This is a genomic window from Sulfitobacter sp. AS92 (assembly GCF_038900015.1).
Classification (GTDB): Bacteria; Pseudomonadota; Alphaproteobacteria; order Rhodobacterales; family Rhodobacteraceae; genus Sulfitobacter.
On sequence record NZ_JBBMQL010000004.1, the window covers coordinates 142,801 to 166,184 of the forward strand.

Here is a 23,384-nt window from a genome sequence, read left to right on the forward strand (position 1 = left end):
GCCTCCGGGCGGGCCGGGACAACCTACCCGTAAATCCGCAGCATTTCTTTCAGATCATCAAGGGTGTTCGCCTCTTGCAGCGGCTTGTCCTTGCGCCAGCGCAACATGCGCGGAAAGCGCAGGGCAACGCCGGACTTGTGGCGTGGACTGGGCTGAATACCTTCGAAGGCGATTTCAAAGACATGATGCGGCGTGACCTGCCGCACCGGGCCAAAACGTTGTAGCGTGTTCTTGCGCACCCAAGCGGTGATGGAGCGGAACTCGGCATCCGTCAGGCCAGAATAGGCCTTGGTGAACGGCACCAGATCGTTGCCATTCCAGACCGCGAAGGTGAAATCGGTGAACAGGTTCGCGCGGCGACCCGAGCCTGATTGCGCATAGATCATGACAGCGTCAATGGTCAACGGGTCGAGCTTCCATTTCCACCAATCGCCCTTTTTGCGGCCCGACAGGTAGGGGCTGTCAGCCCGTTTTAGCATCAGCCCTTCGGCCTGTGCCTCGCGGGCAGTGTCGCGCAGAGCGGCCAACTCGGCCCATTCGCTGAACTGATGCTGCGGGGACAGGCGGATTGGCGCGTCTTCGGGCAGATCGGCGCTGGCCTGTTCCAAAAGCGCCCGACGTTCGGCGAAGGGACGGGCGCGGATGTCTTCGCCCTGCCATTCCAGCAGATCATAGGCGTGTAAGATAACCGGGGCTTCCTTCAGCAGTTTTTTCGGCACCGTCTTGCGCCCAATGCGAGATTGTAAGGCGTTGAAGGACGACGGAAACTCGGCCCCCGGCTGCCAAACCAGCAGTTCGCCGTCCAGCACCGTGCCGGGCGGCATATGATCGGCGGCGCGGGCCAGTTCGGGAAAGCGGTCGGTCATCAGTTCTTCGCCGCGCGACCACACAAAGTAATCGCCGTCACGCAGGATCAATTGGCCCCGGATGCCATCCCATTTCCACTCGGCGCGCCAATCGGTCGGATCGCAAAGCGCCTCTGGTCCGTCCTCCAGTGCATAGGCGAGGTAAAAGGGGTAGGGGCGCGAGGCGTCGGCGCTGGCATCTTCGGCCTCGATCAGGCTGTGCCACGTTACGCCGTCGGGGTGCCAGTTGCCCATCAAGCGATGCGCCATCTCTGGCTCTGGCTTGCCCGTGGCGCGCGACAGTGCGCGGGTCATCAGCTTCTGGCTGATGCCAATGCGAAAACCGCCGGTGATGAGCTTGTTGAATAGGAACCGCTCAGTGCCGCCAAGTTGTTGCCATGCCGAAAGAACGAAGGCTTTGCGGGCGGCGTCGTCCTCATCCTTCAATTCGCGCAGGGCGTTGATCCATGACGTCAACGTACCGGTGTCGTCGCTGTCCACGGGCGGCAGGACCAATGCAATAGTCTCAGCCAGATCACCGACAATGGCATAGCTGTCCTCAAATAGCCAAAGCGGCACACCCGAAGCCTCAGACGCCCATTCACGTAGTCGCGTTGTCGTCACCGCCCGTTTCGGACGGCGCCCAGAAAAAAGTGCCACAGTCCAGAGTCGGTCATCCTCTGCGGCGGTGGTGAAATAGTCGGCCAAGGCTGCAACCTTGACGGTGGTTTTGGTGGTCTGGTCCACGGCGTTGAAGAGGGCGGCAAAATCCTTCATTCGCTATCGCCTCCGTCGCTGTCAAACTGGGTCGGCACCACTTGGGAGTTCCAGCCTTGGTCGTTAAGGTATCGCGCGAAGATATCCGTGTAACCATGTGTTACATAAATATTTTCTGCCTCCGTCTCGCGGATCGCCCAGAGCAACCCGGGCCAGTCGGCATGGTCAGAGATCACAAACCCCCGGTCGCCTGCGCGCCGCCTGCGGACCCCGCGCAGGGCCATCCATCCGGATGCAAAAGCGCTTTCCTGCGCCCCAAACCGCCGCGCCCATTGACTGCCGAGCGCCGACGGCGGGGCCAGTACCAGCGCACCGGGGTGCTCTTTGAGCGCAAGCTCGGGCGTGACGAGGGTGGTGTCGGGCAAAGTGATGCCTTGGCTTCGCAGCACGGCGTTGGTGTTTTCGACCGCTGTATGCGTCAAAATTGGACCGACATCCGGGTCCAGCATTGACAGCAGCCGTTGCGCCTTGCCTAACGAATAGGCACCCAAAAACGCTGTCTTTCCTGCCGCCGCACAGCCAGCCCACCAGGCGTTAAGGTCAGCCGCCACATCCGCCTGCGGCGCCCAGCGAAAGACCGGCAGGCCAAAGGTACTTTCGGTAATAAAATGATGGCATTTGACCGGCTCAAAGGGTTCGGACATGCCGTCGTTGATGACCTTGTAGTCGCCCGATGCCACCCACACCTCGCCGGCCACCTCTACCCTGATCTGCGCACTGCCCGGCACATGGCCTGCAGGGTGAAAGGATACCGTCGCCCCGCCGATTATCCGCTGCTCGCCATAAGCGATGCCCTCAGCCGTGATCGCGCCCAAGCGATGGCGCATGACGGGCAGGGCGGCATGGGTGGCCAAATAGCGGCCCATCCCGTCGCGCGCATGGTCCGCGTGGCCATGGGTGATCAACGCCCGATCAACAGGGCGCCAAGGGTCGATATAGAAATCTCCGGCAGCGCAGTAGATGCCGTTTTCGGTGAAGGTGAGGACGGGTTCACGTGTCATCCAAAGCAATCTAGGCGGCGCGGGCCGATTGCACAGAAAAATGACGCAGGGTGCTGTGGGTCAGCCGGTCATATTGCCAAGATAAAGCTTCTCCAGCCCATCAAAAATGGGTTTGCGCAGCTCTGGGGACTCTAGCAGCACTTCATGCTCACCGCCCTCGACGATCTCCAATCGGCCACCTTTCCACTGCGCCATCCGCGCGTGGACCCGGTTTGTGGCGACGATGCGTTCATTGCTGCCCAGGTAGGTAACGCATGGGATGTTCGGTGCCGCGCGACCCGCAAGATGCTTTGTCTCGGTCAGCGCCTCTCGCAACCAGACAAAACTAGGTCCACCGAGGCTGAGTTCAGGGTGCGCGGCCAGTTGATTGCGCATCATCTCGTACATCTGCGGATCGGTGGTCAGTAGATTATCTTCGAAAGGGGCGATTGCCGGGTAGGCTTCGATCCTGGTGCCCGGGGGCAGGCGGTGGCCTTGACCGACTTGCGGCATAAGCTGCGCCAAAGACCACGCCAAAGTGCGCAGTCGAGGCGCGACATAGATGCCCCACATCGGGCCAGTGAAGGCGACGGCTTGCACGGGCAGCCCCTCCATCACAGCGCGCAAGCCGATGCAGCCGCCCATGGAGTGCGCGAGCAAAAAGTAGGGGCGCGGCATGTTAAGGCTGCGTGCCGCACGCAGCATGGCAGCCACGTCTTTTTGATAGTCGCTAAAGGCATCTACATGACCGATGCGCGCATCTGGCAGCATCCGGTCGGACAGCCCTTGACCACGCCAATCGATCGCCATGGTGGCGAGGCCGCGCCGCGCAAGTTCGACGGCGCAAAACCCGTATTTTTCAATGTATTCGGTGCGCCCGGGGAACAGCAATACTGTGCCCCGTGCGCCTGCCAGTGGCCAATGACCCAGCCTGATCCGCTTGCCATCCGATGTCTCTACCCAATGGGCTTGGCCCCCCTCTGGTCCGGGGGCGATATCGGTGAAAAGCGGGGCCGGGTTCAATGGCATCAGCCGAGCACAGCCGCAAGTTTCATCGCCATGCCCATGTCGCCATCGATCTTGAGCTTGCCGGTCATGAAAGCGGATGTCGGGTTGGTGTCGCCCTCAAGGATCGACTGAAAGGTTTCGGCGTCGGCGCTGAGCGTCACGTCGGCTTCTTCATCGGCAGCGCGTGCGCCGTTTTCGTCCATCATCACGGTGCCTTCACCTTCGATGTCGAACTTAGCTGTGCCGTCAAAATCGCTACCGGCCAGCTTTTCGTTCAGCACTACAACCGCTTCGTTCACAATATCGCTCATCGCTCGCCCTTTTTTGGCATTTGGCCCCGCTACGTCTGGAATTGCGGCGGCAGCCTGTTACATTCAGTTTTGTTATGCGCATCATACCCGTCAACCTCAAACATACCGTTGCGGCAGTTGGTGGCTTTGTGTTGCTTGCGGGCATGGCCGTGGCCGAAATGGCCCCGCCTGAGCTTATGCAAAAGCTGCGCAAGGCACCTGCCGCCGAAGCCCCCAGAATTGCTCATGAGATCGAGGCGTATTGGCAGCGTTCAGGCTCGGCTGCGATGGATTTGCTATTGGCGCGCGGGCGGCAGGCCATGGCAGACGGTGATCCGCGGCAGGCGATTGAGCATTTGACCGCGCTGACCGACCATGCCCCCGATTTTGCCGAAGGGTTTCATACGCGGGCGCAGGCCTATTATGGGGCTGACCTTTACGGTCCCGCGCTGGATGATCTGGAGCGGACACTGGCGCTGAACCCCGACAATTATAACGCGATCTTCGGCCTTGCCGTAATGCTGCAGGAGTTTGGAGATCTGGGCCGCGCGGCGGAGCTGTACCGCAAGGCGCTCGCCCTCAACCCGCATCACGATGACGCCCGGTCCGCCCTTGAGGGGCTGCGCCGGGACGGCATCGGACGCGAGCTTTAATTCAAGGATAAACAGGTGGCAGGCAACAAGCGCGTCGTGGCCGTTCTCGGCCCGACAAATACCGGCAAAACGACCTATGCAATCGAGCGGATGCTGGCCCATCGTACCGGGGTGATCGGCCTGCCTTTGCGGCTGTTAGCGCGCGAGGTCTATGACCGGATCGTCAAGGCGCGCGGGCCCTCGGTCGTGGCGCTGGTCACGGGCGAAGAGCGGATCGTGCCGCCGCGCACGCAGTACTGGGTCTGCACGGTTGAGGCGATGCCGCAAGAGATGGGCGCGGATTTCGTCGCCATTGATGAGATCCAGCTCTGCGCCGACCCCGAGCGGGGCCATGTGTTCACCGACCGCTTGCTGCGGGCGCGTGGCCTGCACGAGACGCTGTTCATGGGGTCCGACACCATGCGTGGCACCATCGCTGCGCTGGTTCCGGGCGTAAATTTCATGCGCCGCGACCGAATGAGCGAATTGATCTATTCTGGTCAGAAAAAGATAAGTCGGATGAAGCCACGCAGTGCGATCGTCGGTTTTTCGGTTGAGAATGTATATGCCATCGCCGAGCTGATCCGCCGCCAAAAGGGTGGTGCAGCGGTGGTGATGGGCGCGCTTTCCCCACGCACGCGCAATGCGCAGGTAGAGATGTATCAAAATGGTGAGGTCGACTATTTGGTCGCCACCGATGCGATCGGGATGGGGCTCAACCTTGATGTCGATCATGTTGCCTTCTCGGCGCTTAGCAAATTTGATGGGCGGCGGATGCGTCCACTTGCGCCCAATGAGTTGGCGCAGATCGCGGGCCGGGCAGGGCGCGGGTTCAAGTCGGGCACCTTTGGTACCACCGGCGATGCGCCCGCGCTAGATGACGGGGTGGCGCGGGCAATCATGGACCATAACTTCACTCCACAGAACAAGGTGAACTGGCGCAACCACGCGCTGCAATTTGGCAGTATCGACCGGCTGATCCAAACCTTGGAGATGCCCCCAGAGGTCGAGCGACTGGTCCGTGCGCGTGAGTCCGACGATCTAAAGGCCCTCAAAGCGCTTGCCCAAGTCGATGAAGTTTTTGCCCGGGCGACCGACGGCGCGTCGGTGCGCCTGCTCTGGGATGTCTGCCGCATTCCCGACTTTCGCGGCATCAGCCACGCGGAACATGCGGGGCTGTTGGAGACCATTTTTAACGACCTACACCAGCGTGGATATATCCCCGACGATTGGCTCGCACGACAAATCAAGAGAATTGATCGAACCGATGGGGACATTGATGCGTTATCCAAACGACTCGCGTTTATCCGCACATGGACCTACGTTGCGCAGCGCAAGGGCTGGACGAAGGACGAAAGCCATTGGCGCGACACGACGCGTGTCGTAGAAGACCGCTTGTCGGATGCTCTGCACGAGCGTTTGACGCAAAGATTTGTAGATCGGCGTACATCCGTATTGTTGCGCCGGCTTGGACAGAAGGAAGCCATGGTGGCCGATGTAAACGAGACCGGTGAAGTCACCGTTGAAGGTGAATTTGTAGGCAAGCTGGACGGGTTCCGCTTTCGGGTGGACAAGGGCGCAGGCGCGGCCGAGGACAAGACGGTGAAAACCGCAGCCTTGCAGGCCTTGGCTCCGCAATTCCATCTGCGCGCTGATCGGTTCTACAACGCGCCCGATACCGAGATTGATTTCACCGAGCAGGGCGGCCTGATGTGGGGCAGCGCTGCGGTTGGTAAACTGACCGCCGGATCGGACGCACTGAAGCCGCAGGTTGAGGTCTTTGTTGATGATATCGCCGGGCCTGAGGTGGCTGAGAAGGTCAAACGCCGGTTGCAGCATTTCATCGACCGCAAGATCGCTGCCTTGTTCGAGCCGCTCTTGGGGCTGAGCAAAGACGAGACCATGACCGGGCTGGCCCGTGGCTTTGCTTTCCAGTTAGTGGAAAATTTCGGCATCCTGCCGCGCGCTCAGGTGGCTGAGGACGTAAAGTCGCTGGATCAAGACGCCCGTGGCGCACTGCGCAAGCATGGCATCCGCTTTGGTCAGTTCACCATCTTTATGCCGCTGATGCTCAAGCCCGCGCCGACGCGTCTGCGTCTGGTACTCTGGTCGCTGAGCAAAGACTTAAGCGAATTCCCCGAATCCCCGCCCCCCGGTCTGGTCACCATCCCGGTCGAGGCAGATGCTCCTGCAGGCGCCGACACGATGTCAGGTTACCGCAACGCTGGCAAACGCGCGATCCGCATCGACATGCTGGAGCGTCTGGCCGACATGCTGCGCGCCGAAGACTCCCGTGGTGGGTTCGAGGCCAAGCCTGACATGCTCTCGATCACGGGTATGACGCTTGAGCAATTCGCCGATCTGATGGAAGGCCTTGGTTATAAGGCCGAGAAAGATGAGCGGACTAAGGTGAAGCCTGTCGATGTGGTGATGCCCAAAGACGGCAGCCATAACGCGATGGATGCGTCCGCCGACACCAACGTCCCTGAAAAGCTCGACAGTGACCTCGCGGCTGATGATGCGGCGGATAAGCCGATCATGGACGTGGCGGCGGAAGAACCCGCCGGCGGTATCATCGAGACCCCGTCGGATGAGGTGAGCGCAGATGACCGCCCCGGTGATGTGGCACAGATGCCCGATGATGGCATCGCGCCCATGGCCGATGTCGCGGCAGAAGACACTGAGGTTGAGGCCGCCATCCCTGAAGTACCAGCGGAAGAAATCCCGCAGGGCACAGCCCCCGACGCCGATGTCGCCGGGCCTGAGATGGAGACCTACTATATCTTCACATGGGCGCGCAGCCCGCGTGGGAATGCTGGTGGCGGCCGTCGCGGCGGTGACCGCAATCAAGGCCAAGGCAAGCCCCGGGGCAAGCCCGGCAAAGGCAAAGGGCGCAAGCCCGGCGGTGAGCAGGGCGCCAAATCGCAGAACTTCTCGGCCCGTCCGCCGCGCAAGGAAAAGCAGATCGATCCTGACAACCCCTTCGCCGCAGCACTTATGGGGCTGAAGGACGACAAGTAAGTGACGGCGGGCGAGAAACTACGGCTGGACAAATGGCTGTGGCACGCCCGCTTTTTCAAAACTCGCTCGCTCGCTGCCGCTCAGGTGGCGGGCGGCGCGGTGCGGATTAACGGCACCCCCACCCAAAAACGCGCCAGCAACGTAGGCCCCGGTGATGTGTTGACCTTCACGCAGGGCGATCACGTTCGCGTCATTCAGATTGAGGCCATTGGCCAGCGCCGTGGTCCCGCGCCCGAGGCGCAAGCGCTTTACACCGATCTGTCCCCGCCGCAGCCGAAACCAAAGGACGGACAGCCCGAAAATCCCGGATATGAGGGAAAGGGCCGCCCGACAAAGCGTGACCGTAGGCAGCTTGATCTTTCTAGGGCGCGCCACCTTGAATGATCCCGCCCCCCGGTTTAGCTAGTCCCCCACACACCCAGCCAGAGTTTCCCGCATGACCTATATCGTGAACGACGCCTGCATCGCCTGCAAATACACCGACTGCGTCGAAGTATGTCCGGTGGATTGCTTCTACGAAGGTGAAAACATGTTGGTGATTCATCCCGATGAATGCATCGATTGTGGCGTCTGCGAGCCCGAATGCCCTGCCGATGCGATCCGCCCGGATACAGAGCCGGACATGGAGAAATGGGTTGAGTTTAACCGCAAGTATTCGGAGCTTTGGCCGGTCATCATCACCAAAAAAGACCCGCTGCCCGCGGCAGAAGAGATGGACGGCAAAGACGGCAAGATGGAGCTTTTCTCAGAAAAGCCGGGCGAAGGCGGCTGATTTTTGCTGATTCGGTCTTTGTTGCGTTTGAATGTCACTTGGATCTTCAGCTAAACCGCTGAAATGACCGGAAATTCACCAAGTTGACCTTGGGACAGCTTTCGGATGGCGTGATTCTGTGCTATGATGTCTTCAAGCTGTAACACACGAGCCTGATAATGTTTCGACCCTGCTGCCAAGGTTGACCTCACATTTCTAGATCAGACGCACCCGAACGCAAGCCGCTCTGGCGGTGCTTCGTATGCGTTTTGACGTGTTGTTCAGGTGTATGAGTTAATTGCGGGGCATCCCCCGCGCGCCAAGGAGCGATCTATATGACCAAATCGAAGAAGCTTGATTTCCGCCCGAATGAGTTCGTTGTCTACCCTGCGCATGGCGTGGGCCAGATCGTCTCGATCGAGGAGCAGGAAGTGGCCGGCATCGCGCTGGAGCTGTTCGTGATTTCCTTTGAAAAAGACAAGATGACCCTGCGGGTGCCCACCCACAAAGCGACCGAAATTGGCATGCGCGCGCTGTCCACGCCTGACGTGATCAACCACGCGATGAAGACCCTCAAAGGCAAGGCCAAGGTCAAGCGCGCCATGTGGTCGCGCCGCGCGCAGGAGTATGAGCAAAAGATCAACTCTGGCGATCTGATTGCCATTGCGGAGGTCGTACGCGACCTGCACCGCACCGACGATCAGCGCGAGCAGAGCTATTCTGAGCGTCAGCTTTATGAAGCGGCCCTTGAGCGTCTGACCCGCGAAGTGGCGGCCGTCTCTGGCGGGGATGAGCTTGCTGCCGCAAAGCAGGTCGGCGATGTGCTGGAAAGCCGCGTCGCTGCCTAAAGACGAACAAGTTTGAGAACATGCCGCGTCCCTCCAGGGGGCGCGGTTTTCTTCTAGGGAATGGCCTGCCAGCCATAGGCCATCATCTGACAGCCGATCAGTAAGGCAATCTCTGTCACCTGTTGAGTCGCACCCAGCACATCGCCGGTCTGCCCACCGATCTTGCGTTTGGCGATTTGCCGCACCACCAGCGCGCCTAGCAGCCCCAGTAGCGCCAAGCGCCAAGCGGAATAGACCGGCGCCACCACGATCACCACCACTCCGATCAGCACCGCCACAGCCGATGCCAATTCACCGGGTCGGCCTGTGCGATCTGACAGCCCGTCGCGGCGCACGGTGGGCAGGCTGTCCATTACCCAGACCATCGCGGCGCGCGAGCCACAGGAGGCGATGACAAGCGCCCAGACAAGCGCACCGTCGGTGATTAATTCGCTGATTAGATACCACCGCAACAGCAGCGACAGAACCAGCGCCACAACGCCGTATGTGCCGATCACGCTGTCTTTCATAATGCGCAGCCGTTGTTCCGCCGTCCAAGCGCCCCAAAACCCATCGGCACAATCCGCCAGACCATCTTCATGCATTGCCCCGCTGAGCATGACCGTGGTGATCAGAACGAAAGCAGCGGCGAGCGGCGGGGTTGCCCCCATCCGTGTCAGCGCCAGCCCCACGCCGCCTGCAATAAGTCCCAATACGATGCCGACCAGCGGATAGGCCCAAGCGCTACGCGCGGGCGGGCGGAGAACTTCGGTTTGAAAATGAAAATGGGGCAGGGGCAGGCGGGTCAGCAAAGCAAAGGACACAGCGATATCGCGCGCGCGAAAGGCGTGCCTAAGTGCGGAGATGTCGGGAATGGCCATAATTTCGCCCTTTCGGCACTTTCAGCGCCGACAGGCTAAGGCTAGAAACGGTTGAATATCAATCCGCAAAGGGCCGCATATGACCACGTCTTTCGCCAATCTTACCGAATTTCGCAGCCTTCTGCGGTCCATGCCAGACTGTGACGGCGCCGCGATGGAAGAGGCGCGGGCGCATGACGGCATCCTTACCAAACCCCCCGGTGCACTGGGCCGGCTAGAGGATTTGGCGATCTGGTATCGCGGTTGGCGCGGCGGCGCGCGGGCCGAGATTTCAGCGCCGCAGATCATCATTTTTGCGGGCAATCATGGTGTTGCTGCGCGGGGCGTATCAGCGTTCCCGGCTGAGGTGACAGCGCAGATGGTGGCGAACTTCCAGCACGGCGGGGCGGCTATTAACCAGATCGCACGGGTGAATGGGGCCAGCCTTGATGTGGTGCCGCTGTCGCTTGAGGTGCCCACCAAAGATTTCACCGCCGAGCCTGCGATGAATGAGGCGGAATTCGTCGATGCCCTGCGCGCCGGGTGGGAAGCGGTTGACGCCGATGCAGACTTGCTGGTGGTGGGCGAAATGGGCATCGCCAATACCACATCCGCGGCGGCTCTCGCCGGTGCGCTTTTGGGCGGAGGGGCCGCGTTTTGGACCGGACGGGGCACCGGTGTGGATGACACGGGGCTTACACTCAAGACAGAGGTGGTGACCGAAGCCATCAGGCTGCATGCGGACAAGGGTGACGGGTTGGAGACACTGCGCCGTTTGGGCGGCCGCGAGTTGGCAGGCATGGCCGGGGCCATGGCCCGCGCACGACAATTGCGCATTCCGGTGATCCTTGACGGCTTTATCTGCTGTGCTGCGGCGCTCTGCCTTGCGCGCAGCGCGCCCGGCGCGCTTGACCACACCGTGGCGGGGCACCTTAGTTCTGAGAGCGGGCACCGCCGATTGTTGGAAGCGCTGGACAAAGAGCCGTTGCTTCAGCTGAACCTGCGGCTCGGGGAGGGGTCCGGCGCGGGGCTGGCGATTGGCATCCTAAAGACCGCGCTGGCCTGTCACGCGGGCATGGCGACCTTTGCCGAAGCGGGCGTCAGCGACGCATAGTACCGCGCCAGACGGCCCCAGACGGCCCGCGTGGGGCCGCCGCATTAGGTACTATTCTTGGCTTTGTCTTCGCCCAGGTTCAGAAAGGCCGTCTCTAGGTCTTTCTGCAACTCTTTGGCGCGGGCGACATAGGCCGCGTTCTGCGAGGGCGGCACATCGGGCCGCCAAAGTGCCGCCAATTCACGGACCGAGGCGCGGTCATGGGCGTAGAAAAGCTTTTGTGCTTCATTTGCCTCGAAGTCTGAAAGCCCCATATTTTCCAGCACATAGCGGCCTGCACGTAGAGAGCTGTCGAACATCTCGCGCACGATGTCGTTGGCGCCGGCCTGATAGTGGCGGTAAACCTCGGTACGGTCGCGCGCACGGGTGACGATATGCAGGGAAGGGTTCTCCTTCCGGGCGTAGGAGATCAGCGACACTGCCGCCTTCGGATCATCCAGCGCCACCACCAGCACGCTGGCATCCTGCAGCCCCGCTTTGCGCAGGATGTCGGGCCGTGTTGGATCTCCCAGAAACCCTTTGAAACCAAAGCGGCGCATGACGGCGATGGTTTCGGGGTTGTGGTCCAACACGACGGTGGCGAAACCGCTGGCTTGCACCATGCGGTTCACCATCTGTCCAAACCGCCCCACGCCCGCGATGATCACAGGCCCACTGCTGTCGATCTCATCCGCGACGATGGGGCTGCTGTCGTCAAGCCGCTTGCTGATGAGATCATAGAGGATGAACAGCAAAGGCGTGATCAGCATGGTCAGCGCCACCACCAGCAACAGCGTCTCGGCAATCGGGTCCGGCATGACCCCGGTGGCGAGGGAGAAGCTGACTAGCACGAAACCAAACTCACCGGCCTGTGCCAGTGCCAATGTAAACAGCCAGCCATCGCGCCCTTTGAGGCGGAACAGACGCCCCAGCACCATCAAGATCAGTGCTTTGACGATGATGACCAAAAGCGCCATGCTGATCAGGATCAACGGCTCTTCGAAGAGCAGGACAAAGTTGATACCCGCGCCCACGGTGATGAAGAAGAGGCCCAAAAGCAGCCCTTTGAAAGGCTCAAGGTCGGTTTCCAGCTCATGGCGGAACTCGCTGCTGGCCAAGACCACACCGGCAAGGAAGGCGCCTAGTGCAGGCGAAAGGCCCACCACCGTCATCAGCGAGGAAATCCCCACCACGATCAGCAGTGCCAGCGCCGTGTACATCTCGCGCAGTTTGGCGAGGTGGATGTAGCGGAAGACCGGCCGGGTGAGGTAGATGCCGACGAGGATGATCGCCGCCACGGCCCCGATGGTCACGAGTGTCACGCCCCAGCCGGGCAGGCTTTGAACAAAGGTTTGGGCAGCTTGCGCCGCGCCATTGGCGTGGCTGGCCTCTGCGCTCAGATGGGCGTTCTCAACCTCTTGCGGATCAAGTGAAATGGCCCCGTTGGGCAGGATCCCCCCGGCAAGCCCCGTTGCCAGCAGCGGTAGGAAAGCGAGGATCGGGATCACCGCGATATCTTGGGTCAACAGCACCGAGAAAACGGACCTGCCCCCTTGCGTCCGCATCAATCCCTTTTCCGAGAGGGTCTGCAGCACAATCGCCGTAGAGGAGAGCGAGAGCGTCAGACCAATCGCAAGCGCCACGCGCCATGGCTGATCATAGGCCATGGCGATGGCCATCAGGGCCGCCGTCGACAGCAGCACCTGCAATCCGCCCATGCCCAACAACCTATGCCGCATGTCCCACAGCGCGCGGGGTTCCAGCTCCAGCCCGATGAGGAACAGCATCATCACCACGCCGAATTCCGCGAAATGCTGCACGTCCTTCGTTTCGGACCCGACCAGCCCCAACACCGGGCCGATCAGAATGCCCGCGGCTAGATAACCCAGCACCGACCCAAGCCCCAATCGCGCGGCAATCGGCACGGCGATCACGGCGGCGGCCAGATAGACGGAGGCTTGGAACAGGAAACCTTCCATTGCGGTCCTTTCTCAGGGTCAGGTGGGCAACGGCCCGTCCTGTTTTAGTTGGTCCATGACGATCTGACTATGCACCCGGCTAACGGCTTGATGCGGCAGAAGAACGTCTTGAATAAGCCTGTTAAGGCTTGGCAGATCGTCACAATAGACCCTCAACAGATAGTCCGCATCCCCCGTCATCGTCCAGACGCTCACAATCTCGGGACGGGTGGCCATAAGCCGCGCAAAACTGGCCGAATGCTCTGGGCCGTGGGTGCCCAGATGCACTTGCACAAAGCCCTGCACATTCAGCCCCATCCGCACCGGATCAAGCCGCGCGTGGTAGCCACGAATATAGCCGTCCGCCTCCAACCGCTGCCGCCTGCGTCCGGCTTGGCTGGAGGAGAGATTAAGCTGTTGGCCCAGCTCCTGCGCCGTGAGGTGAGCGTTCTTTTGCAATGCTGTCAGCAGCCGCCGGTCTGTTTCGTCCAACATAATGCGCAATTCCCGCGTGGTTTGGATGTAGTATGCGCCGTCCACGTAAAAAAGACCACAACCATGCCGCAAAATGCGCAAACTGCGCAGGGCGAGCGTCGTATTATGAGGCAAATCCCAAACGCAGAGGAGACTGACATGGGCCCTTTCCCACATGACGCCCCGAAATCGCAGATAACGGCAGAGAACCCCGCCGGCACCGATGGTTTTGAGTTTGTCGAATTTGCCAGCCCCGACCCGCAGGCGCTGCGCGATGTCTTTACCAAGATGGGCTATGCCCATGTCGCCAATCACAAGACGAAAAAGATCGAGCTATGGCAGCAGGGTGACATCACCTATGTGCTGAACCATGACCCCGAAAGCTTTGCCGCGCGCTTTGTCGATGAACACGGCCCCTGCGCGCCCTCGATGGGCTGGCGCGTGGTCGATGCGCAAAAGGCGCTGGAACATGCCGTGGCCAAGGGGGCCGAGGAGTACAAGGGCGACGGCAAGGTGCTGGACGTGCCCGCGATCAAGGGGATCGGTGGCTCGCTGATCTATTTCGTCGACCAGTATTACGACACATCACCCTACAACTGGGAATACGACTGGATCGCCAAGTCAAAGCCCGAGGGCGTTGGATTTTACTACCTCGATCACCTCACGCACAATGTGCACAAGGGCAATATGGACGTGTGGTTCAAGTTCTACGGCGATCTGTTCAACTTCCGCGAAATCCGTTTTTTCGACATTGCGGGCAAGTTCACTGGCCTCACCAGCCGCGCGCTGACGTCGCCTTGCGGTCGTATCCGCATTCCGATCAACGAAGACCGGGGCGAGACCGGGCAGATCGTGGCCTATCTGAAGAAATACAATGGCGAGGGCATTCAGCACATCGCCGTGGGCGCGCGTGACATCTATGACGCCACTGATGCGATTGCCGACAATGGTCTAAAATTCATGCCCGGCCCGCCCGAGACCTATTACAAAATGAGCAAGGATCGCGTGACCGGCCATGAAGAGCCGCTGGACCGGATGCAAAAGCACGGCATTCTGATTGATGGCGAAGGCGTGATTGACGGTGGCGAAACGCGCATCCTGTTGCAGATTTTCTCGAAAACCGTGATTGGCCCGATCTTTTTCGAGTTCATCGAACGCAAGGGCGATGACGGTTTCGGGGAGGGCAACTTTAAGGCGCTGTTTGAATCGATCGAGCAAGAGCAGATCGACAACGGCGAGCTTGAGACCTCATAACCACAGCCCACCCGGGAAGAGATGAAGGGGCGCTTCGGTGCCCCTTTTTCGGTGTCCAGTCGGCTCTGTCTACGGCTGAAAGAAGCCTTAGTTCGGCATCTTCAGCACGACATCGCGGCCCCGGCGGACATAGCGCAGCTCACTATCGCCAATCGCCGACACCCGGCCGCCATCAATTCGGTCACCGACCTCGACCTTTTGGTAGCGCCCATTGCTCAGCCGGACCAAGGCGCGGCGGTTCGACGGTTTGCCGTAGACCCCGATCAAGTTAACATCCCGCAGATTGATCGCATTCTTCACAGTGGCCTGTTGCGCGACCGAGGTTTTCGACGGGAAGCGCGGCTGCACCGCTTTGGGGGCGACGCTGGCCACCTGCGCAGGCTCAGGACTGCGCGCGGCGCGTTGAACGATACGGTCAAAATTCCGGGGCCGTGTGTCGGGGCGGCGCGATTGGGTGGTGGCCTGTTCCGTGGCATTCTGAATTGCCGGTGGGGCTGCAAGGGCGGCGGCAACGGCATCGCTGGTATCAATCGGATCAATCGTCACTTCAGGCGCGGCGGCAGCAGCAAGCGCCTCTTCCGCTTCCTCCTGAACGGACTGGGGGCGCAATTGCGGACGCAAGCCAGCCAGTTCAGACCGCGTCAGACCATCGAGCTGCGCGCGCTCTGTGGTTTCTTCCAAGTCTTCTGGGCGCGTGCGGGGGCGCGCCTCTTCCAACGTGTTGTCGACCTCTGGGGTGACGGGCTCAACCTCGGGCCGGGTCAATGTGGCCGGGGGTTGTACCGGGGGGCGGCCAAGGTAGACCAGATGTCCATCGGGGCTAAGCGCACCTTGTACCGTAGGCGCCACCAGACCGCGTGCATCCAGCGCAAAGCGCGTCCCCGCAGCGACAGGAGAGTTCACCGCGCCGGGTGCCGTATCGGTGCCAAAACCAGCGGCGGGCGGCAGGGCCACAGCGTCAGTCGTGGTGCTGATCGGGTCAATGCTGGTGAGGTAGAGATCGTCAATATCGATGGCCGCTGCAGGGGCCGGGGGCACGTCAGGTGCACGCGCCCAAATGCCGGTGGTGGCATATTTAGCGTCGACTTCGGCCTCTGTCATTTCGGTGCTGGGTTGCGGCTCGGGGTCGCGCAGCGTGTCAAGCACGGCACCGTCCTCGTCGGTCAGCCCCGCATCCAACGCGGCGGTTTCAATCGCATCGGGTTCTGCGGGTTCATCCGGGGGCAGAACGGCGATCTCGTCATCCGTTGTGGGGGTGTCGGCGGGGGCCAAGGCTTCGGCAGTGCTGCGCGGGCTGCGATCGCCAAAGAGCCGCGAAAGCGCGTTGCCATCGTCCAGAAAAATCGACGCCCATGCGGCGACGCCGGCGAGGAATACCAAGAGGGCCGCCGTCAGGATGAGGCCCAGAAAACGTGGCTTGCCGCCCACCTCGTTGCGGCGACGCGCGCCGAAAACGGTCATCCGGTCGGCTTCGGAAGTAGCTGTGGCGGCGGCTGGGGTGGCTGCTGACCGGCGGTCTTTCGTTGGTTTCGGCTTGCGGCGACTGAGGAACGCACCGACCGACGGAGGGGTATCGGGCGTCAGCGAGCTGCTGTCGGGCTGGGGTGTCGCGGCCACTGTCGTCGCTGCGGCAGTCGCAGGTGAGATGGCCATCTGCGGCGCCAACGGAGCAGCGGCGGGCGAGGGGGCACCGACGGGGAGTGACGGCGTGCTGAGCGCGGGCGTGGGCGCCGCGGTCGGTTCCGGCTTGGCGGCAGGCGGGGGCGGCGGTGTGGCCCGGCTTGCGCCGCCTAGATTTGGCGCAGTGTCACTCGCTCCACTGCGGCTTGCAAATCCAGCGGCAGGCGCGCTGCGTGACGGCGGTGCTGAAAAATCTACCTTGCGTGATGGTTCGGACGGTGTGGTGGCTGGGGGCGTGGGTGTCGCTGCCTCGGCACCAGCAGCCGCGGCGAGTGGCGCAGCCGAAACCGCGACGCTGCCGGAGATGGGTGGCGTTGCCTGCTCGGAAGCTTCGCGCGGACCTTTGGCGGTAGGACCGGCATCCAGCTGGGGCAGGTCTTCTTCCAGCGGCGGGGGGGAGCCCTTCGGCGTGGGGGCCAGCTCCGCCTCTGGTGCGGCGTCCGGTGTAGTGGGGTCCGCCACCGGCGCGTCGAGGATCGGCAATCCTTCATCAAGGGGCGGAGGCGTTTCTGCGGGTGTGGCCTTGAGCGCAGCTGGCTCTGCGGCGTCCGGCGTTTTCTCGGGCGTTGCCAACGCAGGCAGGTCTTCTTCAACCAGTGGCGGCGTGTCGTTTGGTGTGGCGGCAAGCGCTGGTTCTGCTGAGGGTGTGCCGACAACGGAAGGCATCTCTGACAGATCGGCGATTGGCCCATCAGGCACGCTCAACGCGCCCGTAATTACGATCGGTTCGGCCTCAGGGTCCACGGTTTCGCCGGGGTCCAAAAGCTTTGACGCGGATTTGGTCACCCCGAAATGTGGCGCGCCGGCAAAGGCGTGGGCGGCAGGAGCGGCGGCAAAGCTGACCGGGTGGAACCGATGCTCAACAGCGAAAGCTTCGGCCTCATCCAGCGTTTCGCGTGCCACGGCGGCGACATGGGTCTGCCCGCCGTCAGCGCTGACATCATAGACCAGATCAGCAACCGCATAGGGCGTGGCCCCCTCCAGTGCCGCAGCTGCAGCGGCACGGCGCGCAGGCTGGTCCATTCCGGGGGTGTCTGTGGTCAGATATTTAATCTGTGCATCGGGGATGAGCAGCAGGCTGCGCAGCCCACCGGAATCAAGCGCCGTGGCAGTTTTGCGCAAGACCGCCAGTTCCGCAGCCAAGTCGGCACTATCAAGCGCAACTTCACCAACAAGCCGCCAACCGCCCGCCGTACGGTGGAGCAAACGAATGCCGTCGAACGACAAGGAGAGGGTAAAATTCGGCTTCATCGTAGACGACTTTAGCATGGGGTCGGGCGCACTTACAGACACGCCGCAGTCATTGCAAAGGATAGAGCAGGAGTTCGCCCAAGGGAAGGGTGCGCGCGCCATAGTTGCTTGTCAGCGGCGGCTTGCGGTGGGCAACTGGCGGGGCATTGATGCACGGAAAGGAACGAACATGCGACTGATGAATTGGGTGGCGCTGGCGTGGATGGCGGGGGCTGGCATGGTCTCGGCGCAGCAGGGGCCAGAACAGGGGATCATTGTTACCGGCCAAGGCAGCGTCGCTGCTGCACCCGACATGGCGACGATTACCTTGGGCGTGACCGAAGAGGCCGCCAGCGCCAAGGCCGCAATGGACAAGGTGACCGAAGCCGTCGCTGCGATTCTCGCCCAGCTTGACGCGCAGGGCATCGCGGCGAGAGACCGTCAGACCAGCCGTTTCTATCTGCGCCCGGTGCATGATCGTCGCCCTATTGAGGATGGCGCGCCGCCGCGCATCACCGGCTATGAGGCGGGCAATTCGGTCACCGTCAAGGTGCGCGATTTGGACCGTCTCGGCGCGATGATGGATGCGGTAATCGACGAGGGCGCAAATGATTTCAACGGTTTGGACTTTGGTCTTCAAGACCCGAAAGACGCGCTGGCCGAGGCGCGCAAAGCCGCAGTTACTGACGCCACCGAACGCGCCCGGCAGTTGGCCGATGCCGCGGGGGTGAAGCTAGGCACGCTGCTGCGCATGACGGAAAACTCACATTCCCAGCCCAAGATGTTCGAGGCCGCCCGAATGGGCATGGCGATGGACAGTGCCGTGGCCGAAGGCGAGGTCGAGCTGCAGGCCGAGGTCTCCATGACCTTCGCGATTGCGCCGGGGCAGTAAGCCAAGCCGCGCAAATACCCCCGCCGGTTTGCCCGGCGGGGAGTGGGATCAGGCCGTGGCTTTGGCCAACGCTTGATCCAAGTCGGCGATCAGATCGTCGGCATTTTCCGTCCCGATAGAAATCCGCACCACACCCGGTCCGGCACCCGCCGCTTCCTGCTGCTCTTGCGTAAGCTGGCGGTGGGTGGTGGAGGCCGAGTGGATGATCAGCGAGCGCGTATCGCCCAAATTCGCCACATGGCTAAAGATATCGAGGCCGTTCACCAGCTTCACACAGGCGTCATAGCCGCCTTTGACCGCAAAGGTGAACAGCCCGCCCGCGCCCTTGGGGCAGACCTTTTGCATGCGCTTGTGATAGGGTGAGGATTTCAACCCGGCATAGGTGACGTAATCGACGCGGTCGTCCTGTTCGAGCCATTCCGCCACCTTTACCGCGTTCTGCACATGGCGGTCCATCCGCAGCGACAGGGTCTCGATCCCCATCAGCGTGTAATGCGCCGCTTGCGGGTTCATGGTCATGCCCAGATCGCGCAACCCAATGGCGATGCCGTGGAAGGTGAAAGCCATCGCGCCGAAGGTCTCGTGAAATTTCATGCCGTGGTAGGCCTCCTCCGGCTGGCTGAGCGAGGGGAATTTGTCATTGGCTGACCAGTCGAACTTGCCCGAATCCACCACGCAACCGCCCATCACAGTGCCGTTCCCGGTGAGGTATTTCGTGGTGGAATGGACGACCAGCGTCGCGCCGAGTTCGATCGGGCGACAGAGGTAGGGGGTGGCGCTGGTGTTGTCGATGATCAGCGGAATGCCCGCCGCATCGGCCACATCGGCAATGGCGCGCACGTCCATGATATAGCCGCCGGGGTTGGCGATGGCCTCGCCAAAGACCGCGCGGGTGTCGTCGTCGATGGCATCAGCCACGGCCTGCGGATCGTCGAAATCGACGAATTTGCACGACCAGCCGAAACGTTTGATCGTATGGCTGAACTGCGTGACCGTACCGCCGTATAGACGGGTGGAAGCGACGATGTTTTTGCCCGGCCCCATCAACGGGAAAAGCGCCATGATCTGCGCGGCATGGCCCGAAGAACAGCAGACCGCGCCGACACCGCCTTCAAGCGTGGCGATCCGCTCTTGCAGGACGGCGTTGGTGGGGTTGGTCAGGCGCGAATAGATATAGCCGACTTCTTGCAGGTTAAAGAGCGCCGCCGCGTGATCGGCATCGCGAAAGACATAGGCCGTGGTCTGGTAAATCGGCGTTTGCCGCGCACCCGTGGCCGGGTCGGGGTGGGCACCGGCGTGGATCTGCAACGTGTCAAAATGATGATTGGGGCTATCGGCCATTGGTCTGTCCTCTCAGAAAAATGGATTTCGCGCAGCCTAGGCGCAAAGATCCATTCAGACAACGGGGGACAGTTCGCTCAGCGCATCCAAAAGCCGTTGGATTTGATCCGGTTGCGGATCGCCTGTTCGCGCCGGGGCAGGTTGTCCAGATCGAAGAGCGCACGCACCTTGGCGCCGCGCCCCTGATAGACGATCCGCTTGATTGCATCGCGTTCTTTTAGCAGCTTTTTCATCTTATTGGGGGCGGTGATGGTCTCTAGCACCTGAATGGCATGGTCGCTTTCGCGGGCGTAGAGCAGCGGCAAGAAACGGTAGTGGCAGGACACCGTACCATCAAGCAGACCGGGCGGTAGTGCGTCGCGCCCGCCGCCGAGTTTGTGGATCACCAGCGGAAGCACGATCTGGTCGAGCCATGGATCAAAGCTCTGCGCGCAGAGTTCAACCGGGGGATCATCCCGCACCGCCAGCGCGTAGTGGAGGAACAACGCGCCAAATTCGCGGGGGCAACGGTAGTAGAAGAAGCCAGCGTTAAAATAGAGATAACGGCGCCAATATTCATCCGGTTGGCTGAGATCAAGGCTGCTGGCGAAATCCAGATCGAACTTGTCATAAAGCGACTTCCACAACTCGGTATAGCCCGGCCCGTAAAGCTGTGGCTCTGGCCAAGTTCCTTCGCAGCGCAGCGACGCTGAGGGGCGTTCAAAGTCAAACGGCACGGCAGTCAAATCGCCAGTGATCAACGTGTCGGTGTCAAAGAAAACAAAGGGTTCCCCTGCGGGCAGGGCGCTGAGCATCTCGATTTTGTTGCCATAGGGGTAGGCGCTGCCGAAATGCTGGTTATGAAACGGAATGAACTCCGCGCCAAGGTCGGCAAGCGCGTCGCGCAGGGCGTTGTCACTGATGCGCGGATCGTTTTCCCATAGGGGGCCGGGCTGTGGCTCTGCGATCAGCAAGCGGCCTTTGAAGTCTGGACAAGAATGCCGCAGCGAGGCGGCAAAGATTAGCGCCTCATAAGCCAGCCGTCCTTGCTGAGCCACGATGGCGACGTTGAAAATTTGCGGGATACGCGAGTTGCGTGTCATACTTAGGCGCGGCCTCTGGGTTTTGGATAGTATAGGGGCAAGTACCTATCGACAAAAGGCAGCAAATTGAGCGGCCTGCGGAGCGTTTGGGATGTTTGAATTTGTTTTCGCCGTGATTGCGATCGGCCTGGGCGGGGCAGGCGTACCCTCGGACGGGGTGGGACGGCCCGAAGTGCCGTTGAGGGGGGAAGCACCAGCAACACCGGCATCGCCGACAGCCCCCGCCAGCCCAGCCGCCCCAGCTTCGCCTGACGCGCCGGGACGGGCGTTCATCATGGACGCGGTGCCCGCCGGTTTGGTGGCCGAAGAACAGATTTCTACGGGCCGCTTTACCACGGCAGCGGAGGTCAGACCGATCTTAAACGCCACGCGCGGCAATTGGGTTGCCGTGCGGGAATATGGCGGGAAAGATTATGTCTATGTCACCCATTTGTGGAGTTGGCGCTGCGGGCTGGCCGCTATGGCCATCGCTGTAAATGATGCACCGCTGCGGGATTGGCCGCTGCCGCCCTGCCACAAAACGCTCGCCACCCCGAATGCAGTACTTGGTGACGATCCGCTGCCGTATTTGACGTTCGAACCCGGCTCGGTTCAATCGGTTCAGATACAACTGGTCTATGATGATCTCGGCATGGCTGCCGCGCGTTTTTCTCGCGGTGACGTGTTGATTCCGTGAGGAGGGGCAATCGCCCTTATCCATGCGCATCGAAGGGGAGAAAGTGGTGGGCGACCCTGGAATCGAACCAGGCGTGCGTCTCCGCGAGGGAGTTACAGTCCCCTGCCACACCTTGCGGCCTGTCGCCCACTTTGTCCTGTGCATTGCACCTGACGTGGGGGCGTGATTACAAGCGACCCAAAGGACCGTCAAGGCGAATTCCCGAGAAATCTTGGGGAAATCGCGCGAAAGGATAAAGAGATGAAGAAACCCAAATGGGTCGTGCAAAAAGAGCAGGACAAAAAGGCCGATGCGGCGCAGACAGTTTGGCTTTTTGGCCTGCATGCGGTGCGCGATGCGTTGATGAACCCGAACCGGGAAAAACTGCAGCTGATGGTCACGCCGAATGCCCAAGCGAAGCTGGAAGATGCCATTGCGGAGGCGGGAATCGCGCCCGAAGTCGTCGACCCGCGCAAGTTTCGTCCGCCGCTCGATCCCAACTCTGTCCACCAAGGTGCAGTGCTGGAAGTGAAGCCGCTGAACTGGGGGCGGCTGGAGGATGTCGCCATCGGTGACACCGCGCCGCGCCTGTTGCTGCTGGACCGGGTGACCGATCCGCATAACGTCGGGGCGATTTTGCGCTCGGCTGAGGTTTTAGGTGCGTCTGCGGTGATCGGCACCAAACATCATTCGGCACCCGAAACAGGTGCCTTAGCCAAGACCGCCAGCGGCGCGTTGGAGCGTCAGCCCTACCTGCGGGTGCGGAACCTTGCCGACGCAATCCGCGCGCTGCAGGGCATGGGGTATCTGGTGCTGGGGCTTGACGGTGAGGCGACGCAGACCATCGAAACCGCCGTGGAGGGCCGCCGGGATCGCCCTGTGGCACTGGTGCTTGGCGCCGAAGGCCCAGGGCTGAGAGAGAAGACACGCGAGACGGTTGACGCATTGGTGCGGATCGATGCGGCGGGGGGGTTTGGCTCGCTCAACGTGTCCAACGCGGCGGCCATTGCCCTTTACGCCAGCCGGGTTGGCGGCTGAGAATCGGCAAGAATTGGCTCAAAACCGGGCAGGGGGCGTCTCCAAGGACCGCGTCCCCTTTGAAATCGGTTGGGACTTCCTAAGTTTAATAGTGACCGCAGGCCCGGAACGCCTGCCGGCCTCAAACTGTCCCTCGTTCCGTACCTATACGCCCCGTGCTCGTCATGGGGCGTTTTTTTTGTTTGGAAGAGGGGGCCAGATACACAAAAGCCGCCCCAAGGGGCGGCTTTGCGTTTCCTACGGGGTGGTAGGATCAACCTGGAGCGGGCGAGGCGATTCGAACGCCCGACCCTAACCTTGGCAAGGTTATGCTCTACCCCTGAGCTACGCCCGCATCCGGTTGGTGAGGCGGGGATACCCATTCGGGCGGACGGCTGCAAGAGGGAAAATGAGGTGTTGTCGCCGACTGCATGCGTTTTTCTGGGCAAGGGCTAGAGGTGTCGGAAACACAAAGGGCCGCATCCAAAGATGCGACCCTGTGCAGACCAAATGGAGCGGGCGAGGCGATTCGAACGCCCGACCCTAACCTTGGCAAGGTTATGCTCTACCCCTGAGCTACGCCCGCTTACCGTTTGGTGTGGGCGGGATACCCATAGGCGCGGAGGGCTTCAAGAGGGAAATGATGTTTTGGGTGGAAAAAATGCCAGAATGCGGGGGCGCTGCCCCCGGACCCCCGCGGGTATTTAGAAAAGGATG

The 23,384-nt window shown here is 61.3% G+C and carries 20 protein-coding genes and 3 tRNA genes; 10 read left to right on the forward strand and 13 right to left on the reverse strand.

Features of this window, described 5'->3' with window-relative positions:
• Nucleotides 1–23 precede the first annotated feature (23 nt).
• The 4 genes from WNY61_RS09735 to WNY61_RS09750 are packed head-to-tail and all read right to left on the reverse strand — an operon-like array spanning nucleotide 24 to nucleotide 3,921.
• A complete protein-coding gene (locus tag WNY61_RS09735; RefSeq protein ID WP_342851258.1) occupies nucleotides 24–1,622 on the reverse strand; it encodes an ATP-dependent DNA ligase in 1,599 nt (532 codons plus the stop codon).
• On the reverse strand, nucleotides 1,619–2,623 hold the full coding sequence (locus WNY61_RS09740; RefSeq protein WP_342851259.1) for a ligase-associated DNA damage response exonuclease: 1,005 nt from the start codon (nucleotides 2,621–2,623) through the stop codon (nucleotides 1,619–1,621). Before WNY61_RS09740 ends, WNY61_RS09735 begins: the two co-directional genes overlap by 4 nt.
• A gap of 60 nt (nucleotides 2,624–2,683) precedes the next feature.
• Nucleotides 2,684–3,631 (reverse strand): alpha/beta hydrolase, encoded by a 948-nt coding sequence (locus WNY61_RS09745; protein ID WP_342851260.1) that lies wholly within the window; start codon nucleotides 3,629–3,631, stop codon nucleotides 2,684–2,686.
• Nucleotides 3,631–3,921, reverse strand: coding sequence for an SCP2 sterol-binding domain-containing protein (locus WNY61_RS09750; RefSeq protein WP_067262473.1), 291 nt, complete (start codon nucleotides 3,919–3,921; stop codon nucleotides 3,631–3,633). Before WNY61_RS09750 ends, WNY61_RS09745 begins: the two co-directional genes overlap by 1 nt.
• A 74-nt stretch (nucleotides 3,922–3,995) precedes the next feature.
• Between WNY61_RS09750 and WNY61_RS09755 the strand changes: the two genes are divergently transcribed.
• From WNY61_RS09755 to WNY61_RS09775, 5 genes are all read left to right on the forward strand, one after another.
• Nucleotides 3,996–4,553, forward strand: coding sequence for a tetratricopeptide repeat protein (locus tag WNY61_RS09755; RefSeq protein WP_342851261.1), 558 nt, complete (start codon nucleotides 3,996–3,998; stop codon nucleotides 4,551–4,553).
• A 15-nt stretch (nucleotides 4,554–4,568) separates the two neighbouring features.
• Complete coding sequence (locus tag WNY61_RS09760; protein ID WP_342851262.1) at nucleotides 4,569–7,553, forward strand: helicase-related protein; 2,985 nt, start codon at nucleotides 4,569–4,571, stop codon at nucleotides 7,551–7,553.
• The gene (locus tag WNY61_RS09765; protein WP_342851263.1) at nucleotides 7,554–7,937 is read left to right on the forward strand and encodes an RNA-binding S4 domain-containing protein; all 384 of its coding nucleotides are present in this window, start codon (nucleotides 7,554–7,556) and stop codon (nucleotides 7,935–7,937) included.
• A 52-nt stretch (nucleotides 7,938–7,989) separates the two neighbouring features.
• Nucleotides 7,990–8,325, forward strand: coding sequence for a ferredoxin FdxA (fdxA, locus tag WNY61_RS09770; RefSeq protein ID WP_342851264.1), 336 nt, complete (start codon nucleotides 7,990–7,992; stop codon nucleotides 8,323–8,325).
• 314 nt (nucleotides 8,326–8,639) lie between these two features.
• Nucleotides 8,640–9,152: a CarD family transcriptional regulator gene (locus WNY61_RS09775; protein WP_007120274.1), complete on the forward strand. Its 513-nt coding sequence runs from the start codon at nucleotides 8,640–8,642 to the stop codon at nucleotides 9,150–9,152.
• Between the two features lie 53 nt (nucleotides 9,153–9,205).
• On the opposite strand, the gene cobS is transcribed toward WNY61_RS09775, so the two are convergent.
• The gene (gene cobS, locus WNY61_RS09780; RefSeq protein WP_342851265.1) at nucleotides 9,206–10,012 is read right to left on the reverse strand and encodes an adenosylcobinamide-GDP ribazoletransferase; all 807 of its coding nucleotides are present in this window, start codon (nucleotides 10,010–10,012) and stop codon (nucleotides 9,206–9,208) included.
• Between the two features lie 79 nt (nucleotides 10,013–10,091).
• On the opposite strand from cobS, the gene cobT reads away from it, so the two are divergent.
• The gene (gene cobT / locus WNY61_RS09785; protein WP_342851266.1) at nucleotides 10,092–11,105 is read left to right on the forward strand and encodes a nicotinate-nucleotide--dimethylbenzimidazole phosphoribosyltransferase; all 1,014 of its coding nucleotides are present in this window, start codon (nucleotides 10,092–10,094) and stop codon (nucleotides 11,103–11,105) included.
• A 44-nt stretch (nucleotides 11,106–11,149) separates the two neighbouring features.
• On the opposite strand, the gene WNY61_RS09790 is transcribed toward cobT, so the two are convergent.
• Together WNY61_RS09790 and WNY61_RS09795 are read right to left on the reverse strand one after the other, a co-directional pair.
• Nucleotides 11,150–13,063, reverse strand: a complete 1,914-nt coding sequence (locus WNY61_RS09790) for a monovalent cation:proton antiporter-2 (CPA2) family protein (RefSeq protein WP_342851267.1) — start codon at nucleotides 13,061–13,063, stop codon at nucleotides 11,150–11,152.
• Nucleotides 13,064–13,081: 18 nt separating this feature from the next.
• Complete coding sequence (locus WNY61_RS09795) at nucleotides 13,082–13,537, reverse strand: Lrp/AsnC family transcriptional regulator (RefSeq protein ID WP_342851268.1); 456 nt, start codon at nucleotides 13,535–13,537, stop codon at nucleotides 13,082–13,084.
• 138 nt (nucleotides 13,538–13,675) lie between these two features.
• Here WNY61_RS09795 and hppD point away from each other — a divergent pair, with 138 nt between their 5' ends.
• On the forward strand, nucleotides 13,676–14,770 hold the full coding sequence (gene hppD, locus WNY61_RS09800; RefSeq protein ID WP_342851269.1) for a 4-hydroxyphenylpyruvate dioxygenase: 1,095 nt from the start codon (nucleotides 13,676–13,678) through the stop codon (nucleotides 14,768–14,770).
• An 87-nt stretch (nucleotides 14,771–14,857) separates the two neighbouring features.
• On the opposite strand, the gene WNY61_RS09805 is transcribed toward hppD, so the two are convergent.
• Nucleotides 14,858–17,743 (reverse strand): hypothetical protein, encoded by a 2,886-nt coding sequence (locus WNY61_RS09805; RefSeq protein ID WP_342851270.1) that lies wholly within the window; start codon nucleotides 17,741–17,743, stop codon nucleotides 14,858–14,860.
• Nucleotides 17,744–17,870: 127 nt separating this feature from the next.
• Here WNY61_RS09805 and WNY61_RS09810 point away from each other — a divergent pair, with 127 nt between their 5' ends.
• On the forward strand, nucleotides 17,871–18,572 hold the full coding sequence (locus WNY61_RS09810; RefSeq protein WP_342851271.1) for an SIMPL domain-containing protein: 702 nt from the start codon (nucleotides 17,871–17,873) through the stop codon (nucleotides 18,570–18,572).
• 48 nt (nucleotides 18,573–18,620) lie between these two features.
• Here WNY61_RS09810 and WNY61_RS09815 read toward each other — a convergent pair whose 3' ends face one another.
• Both WNY61_RS09815 and WNY61_RS09820 read right to left on the reverse strand, forming a co-directional pair.
• Nucleotides 18,621–19,913, reverse strand: coding sequence for an O-acetylhomoserine aminocarboxypropyltransferase/cysteine synthase family protein (locus WNY61_RS09815; protein ID WP_342851272.1), 1,293 nt, complete (start codon nucleotides 19,911–19,913; stop codon nucleotides 18,621–18,623).
• 77 nt (nucleotides 19,914–19,990) lie between these two features.
• On the reverse strand, nucleotides 19,991–20,995 hold the full coding sequence (locus WNY61_RS09820; RefSeq protein ID WP_342851273.1) for a hypothetical protein: 1,005 nt from the start codon (nucleotides 20,993–20,995) through the stop codon (nucleotides 19,991–19,993).
• 91 nt (nucleotides 20,996–21,086) lie between these two features.
• Between WNY61_RS09820 and WNY61_RS09825 the strand changes: the two genes are divergently transcribed.
• Entirely contained in the window at nucleotides 21,087–21,671 is a 585-nt protein-coding gene (locus WNY61_RS09825) for a hypothetical protein (protein ID WP_342851274.1), read from the forward strand.
• 44 nt (nucleotides 21,672–21,715) lie between these two features.
• Here the strand turns inward: WNY61_RS09825 and WNY61_RS09830 are convergent.
• Nucleotides 21,716–21,799: transfer RNA gene (locus WNY61_RS09830), tRNA-Tyr, on the reverse strand.
• Between the two features lie 112 nt (nucleotides 21,800–21,911).
• Here WNY61_RS09830 and rlmB point away from each other — a divergent pair.
• Nucleotides 21,912–22,688 (forward strand): 23S rRNA (guanosine(2251)-2'-O)-methyltransferase RlmB, encoded by a 777-nt coding sequence (gene rlmB / locus WNY61_RS09835; protein ID WP_342851275.1) that lies wholly within the window; start codon nucleotides 21,912–21,914, stop codon nucleotides 22,686–22,688.
• Between the two features lie 259 nt (nucleotides 22,689–22,947).
• Here rlmB and WNY61_RS09840 read toward each other — a convergent pair.
• Nucleotides 22,948–23,022: transfer RNA gene (locus WNY61_RS09840), tRNA-Gly, on the reverse strand.
• 156 nt (nucleotides 23,023–23,178) lie between these two features.
• Nucleotides 23,179–23,253: transfer RNA gene (locus tag WNY61_RS09845), tRNA-Gly, on the reverse strand.
• Nucleotides 23,254–23,384 lie beyond the last annotated feature (131 nt).

Bases quoted from the DNA above. Each gene is read 5' to 3' on its own strand.
- WNY61_RS09740 (WP_342851259.1), bottom strand. From the start codon at position 2,623: ATGACACGTGAACCCGTCCTCACCTTCACCGAAAACGGCATCTACTGC.
- WNY61_RS09790 (WP_342851267.1), bottom strand. From the start codon at position 13,063: ATGGAAGGTTTCCTGTTCCAAGCCTCCGTCTATCTGGCCGCCGCCGTG.
- hppD (WP_342851269.1), top strand. From the start codon at position 13,676: ATGGGCCCTTTCCCACATGACGCCCCGAAATCGCAGATAACGGCAGAG.
- WNY61_RS09795 (WP_342851268.1), bottom strand. From the start codon at position 13,537: ATGTTGGACGAAACAGACCGGCGGCTGCTGACAGCATTGCAAAAGAAC.
- WNY61_RS09745 (WP_342851260.1), bottom strand. From the start codon at position 3,631: ATGCCATTGAACCCGGCCCCGCTTTTCACCGATATCGCCCCCGGACCA.
- WNY61_RS09755 (WP_342851261.1), top strand. From the start codon at position 3,996: ATGCGCATCATACCCGTCAACCTCAAACATACCGTTGCGGCAGTTGGT.
- cobS (WP_342851265.1), bottom strand. From the start codon at position 10,012: ATGGCCATTCCCGACATCTCCGCACTTAGGCACGCCTTTCGCGCGCGC.
- WNY61_RS09810 (WP_342851271.1), top strand. From the start codon at position 17,871: ATGCGACTGATGAATTGGGTGGCGCTGGCGTGGATGGCGGGGGCTGGC.
- WNY61_RS09735 (WP_342851258.1), bottom strand. From the start codon at position 1,622: ATGAAGGATTTTGCCGCCCTCTTCAACGCCGTGGACCAGACCACCAAA.
- cobT (WP_342851266.1), top strand. From the start codon at position 10,092: ATGACCACGTCTTTCGCCAATCTTACCGAATTTCGCAGCCTTCTGCGG.
- rlmB (WP_342851275.1), top strand. From the start codon at position 21,912: ATGAAGAAACCCAAATGGGTCGTGCAAAAAGAGCAGGACAAAAAGGCC.
- WNY61_RS09825 (WP_342851274.1), top strand. From the start codon at position 21,087: ATGTTTGAATTTGTTTTCGCCGTGATTGCGATCGGCCTGGGCGGGGCA.
- WNY61_RS09815 (WP_342851272.1), bottom strand. From the start codon at position 19,913: ATGGCCGATAGCCCCAATCATCATTTTGACACGTTGCAGATCCACGCC.
- fdxA (WP_342851264.1), top strand. From the start codon at position 7,990: ATGACCTATATCGTGAACGACGCCTGCATCGCCTGCAAATACACCGAC.
- WNY61_RS09820 (WP_342851273.1), bottom strand. From the start codon at position 20,995: ATGACACGCAACTCGCGTATCCCGCAAATTTTCAACGTCGCCATCGTG.
- WNY61_RS09775 (WP_007120274.1), top strand. From the start codon at position 8,640: ATGACCAAATCGAAGAAGCTTGATTTCCGCCCGAATGAGTTCGTTGTC.
- WNY61_RS09750 (WP_067262473.1), bottom strand. From the start codon at position 3,921: ATGAGCGATATTGTGAACGAAGCGGTTGTAGTGCTGAACGAAAAGCTG.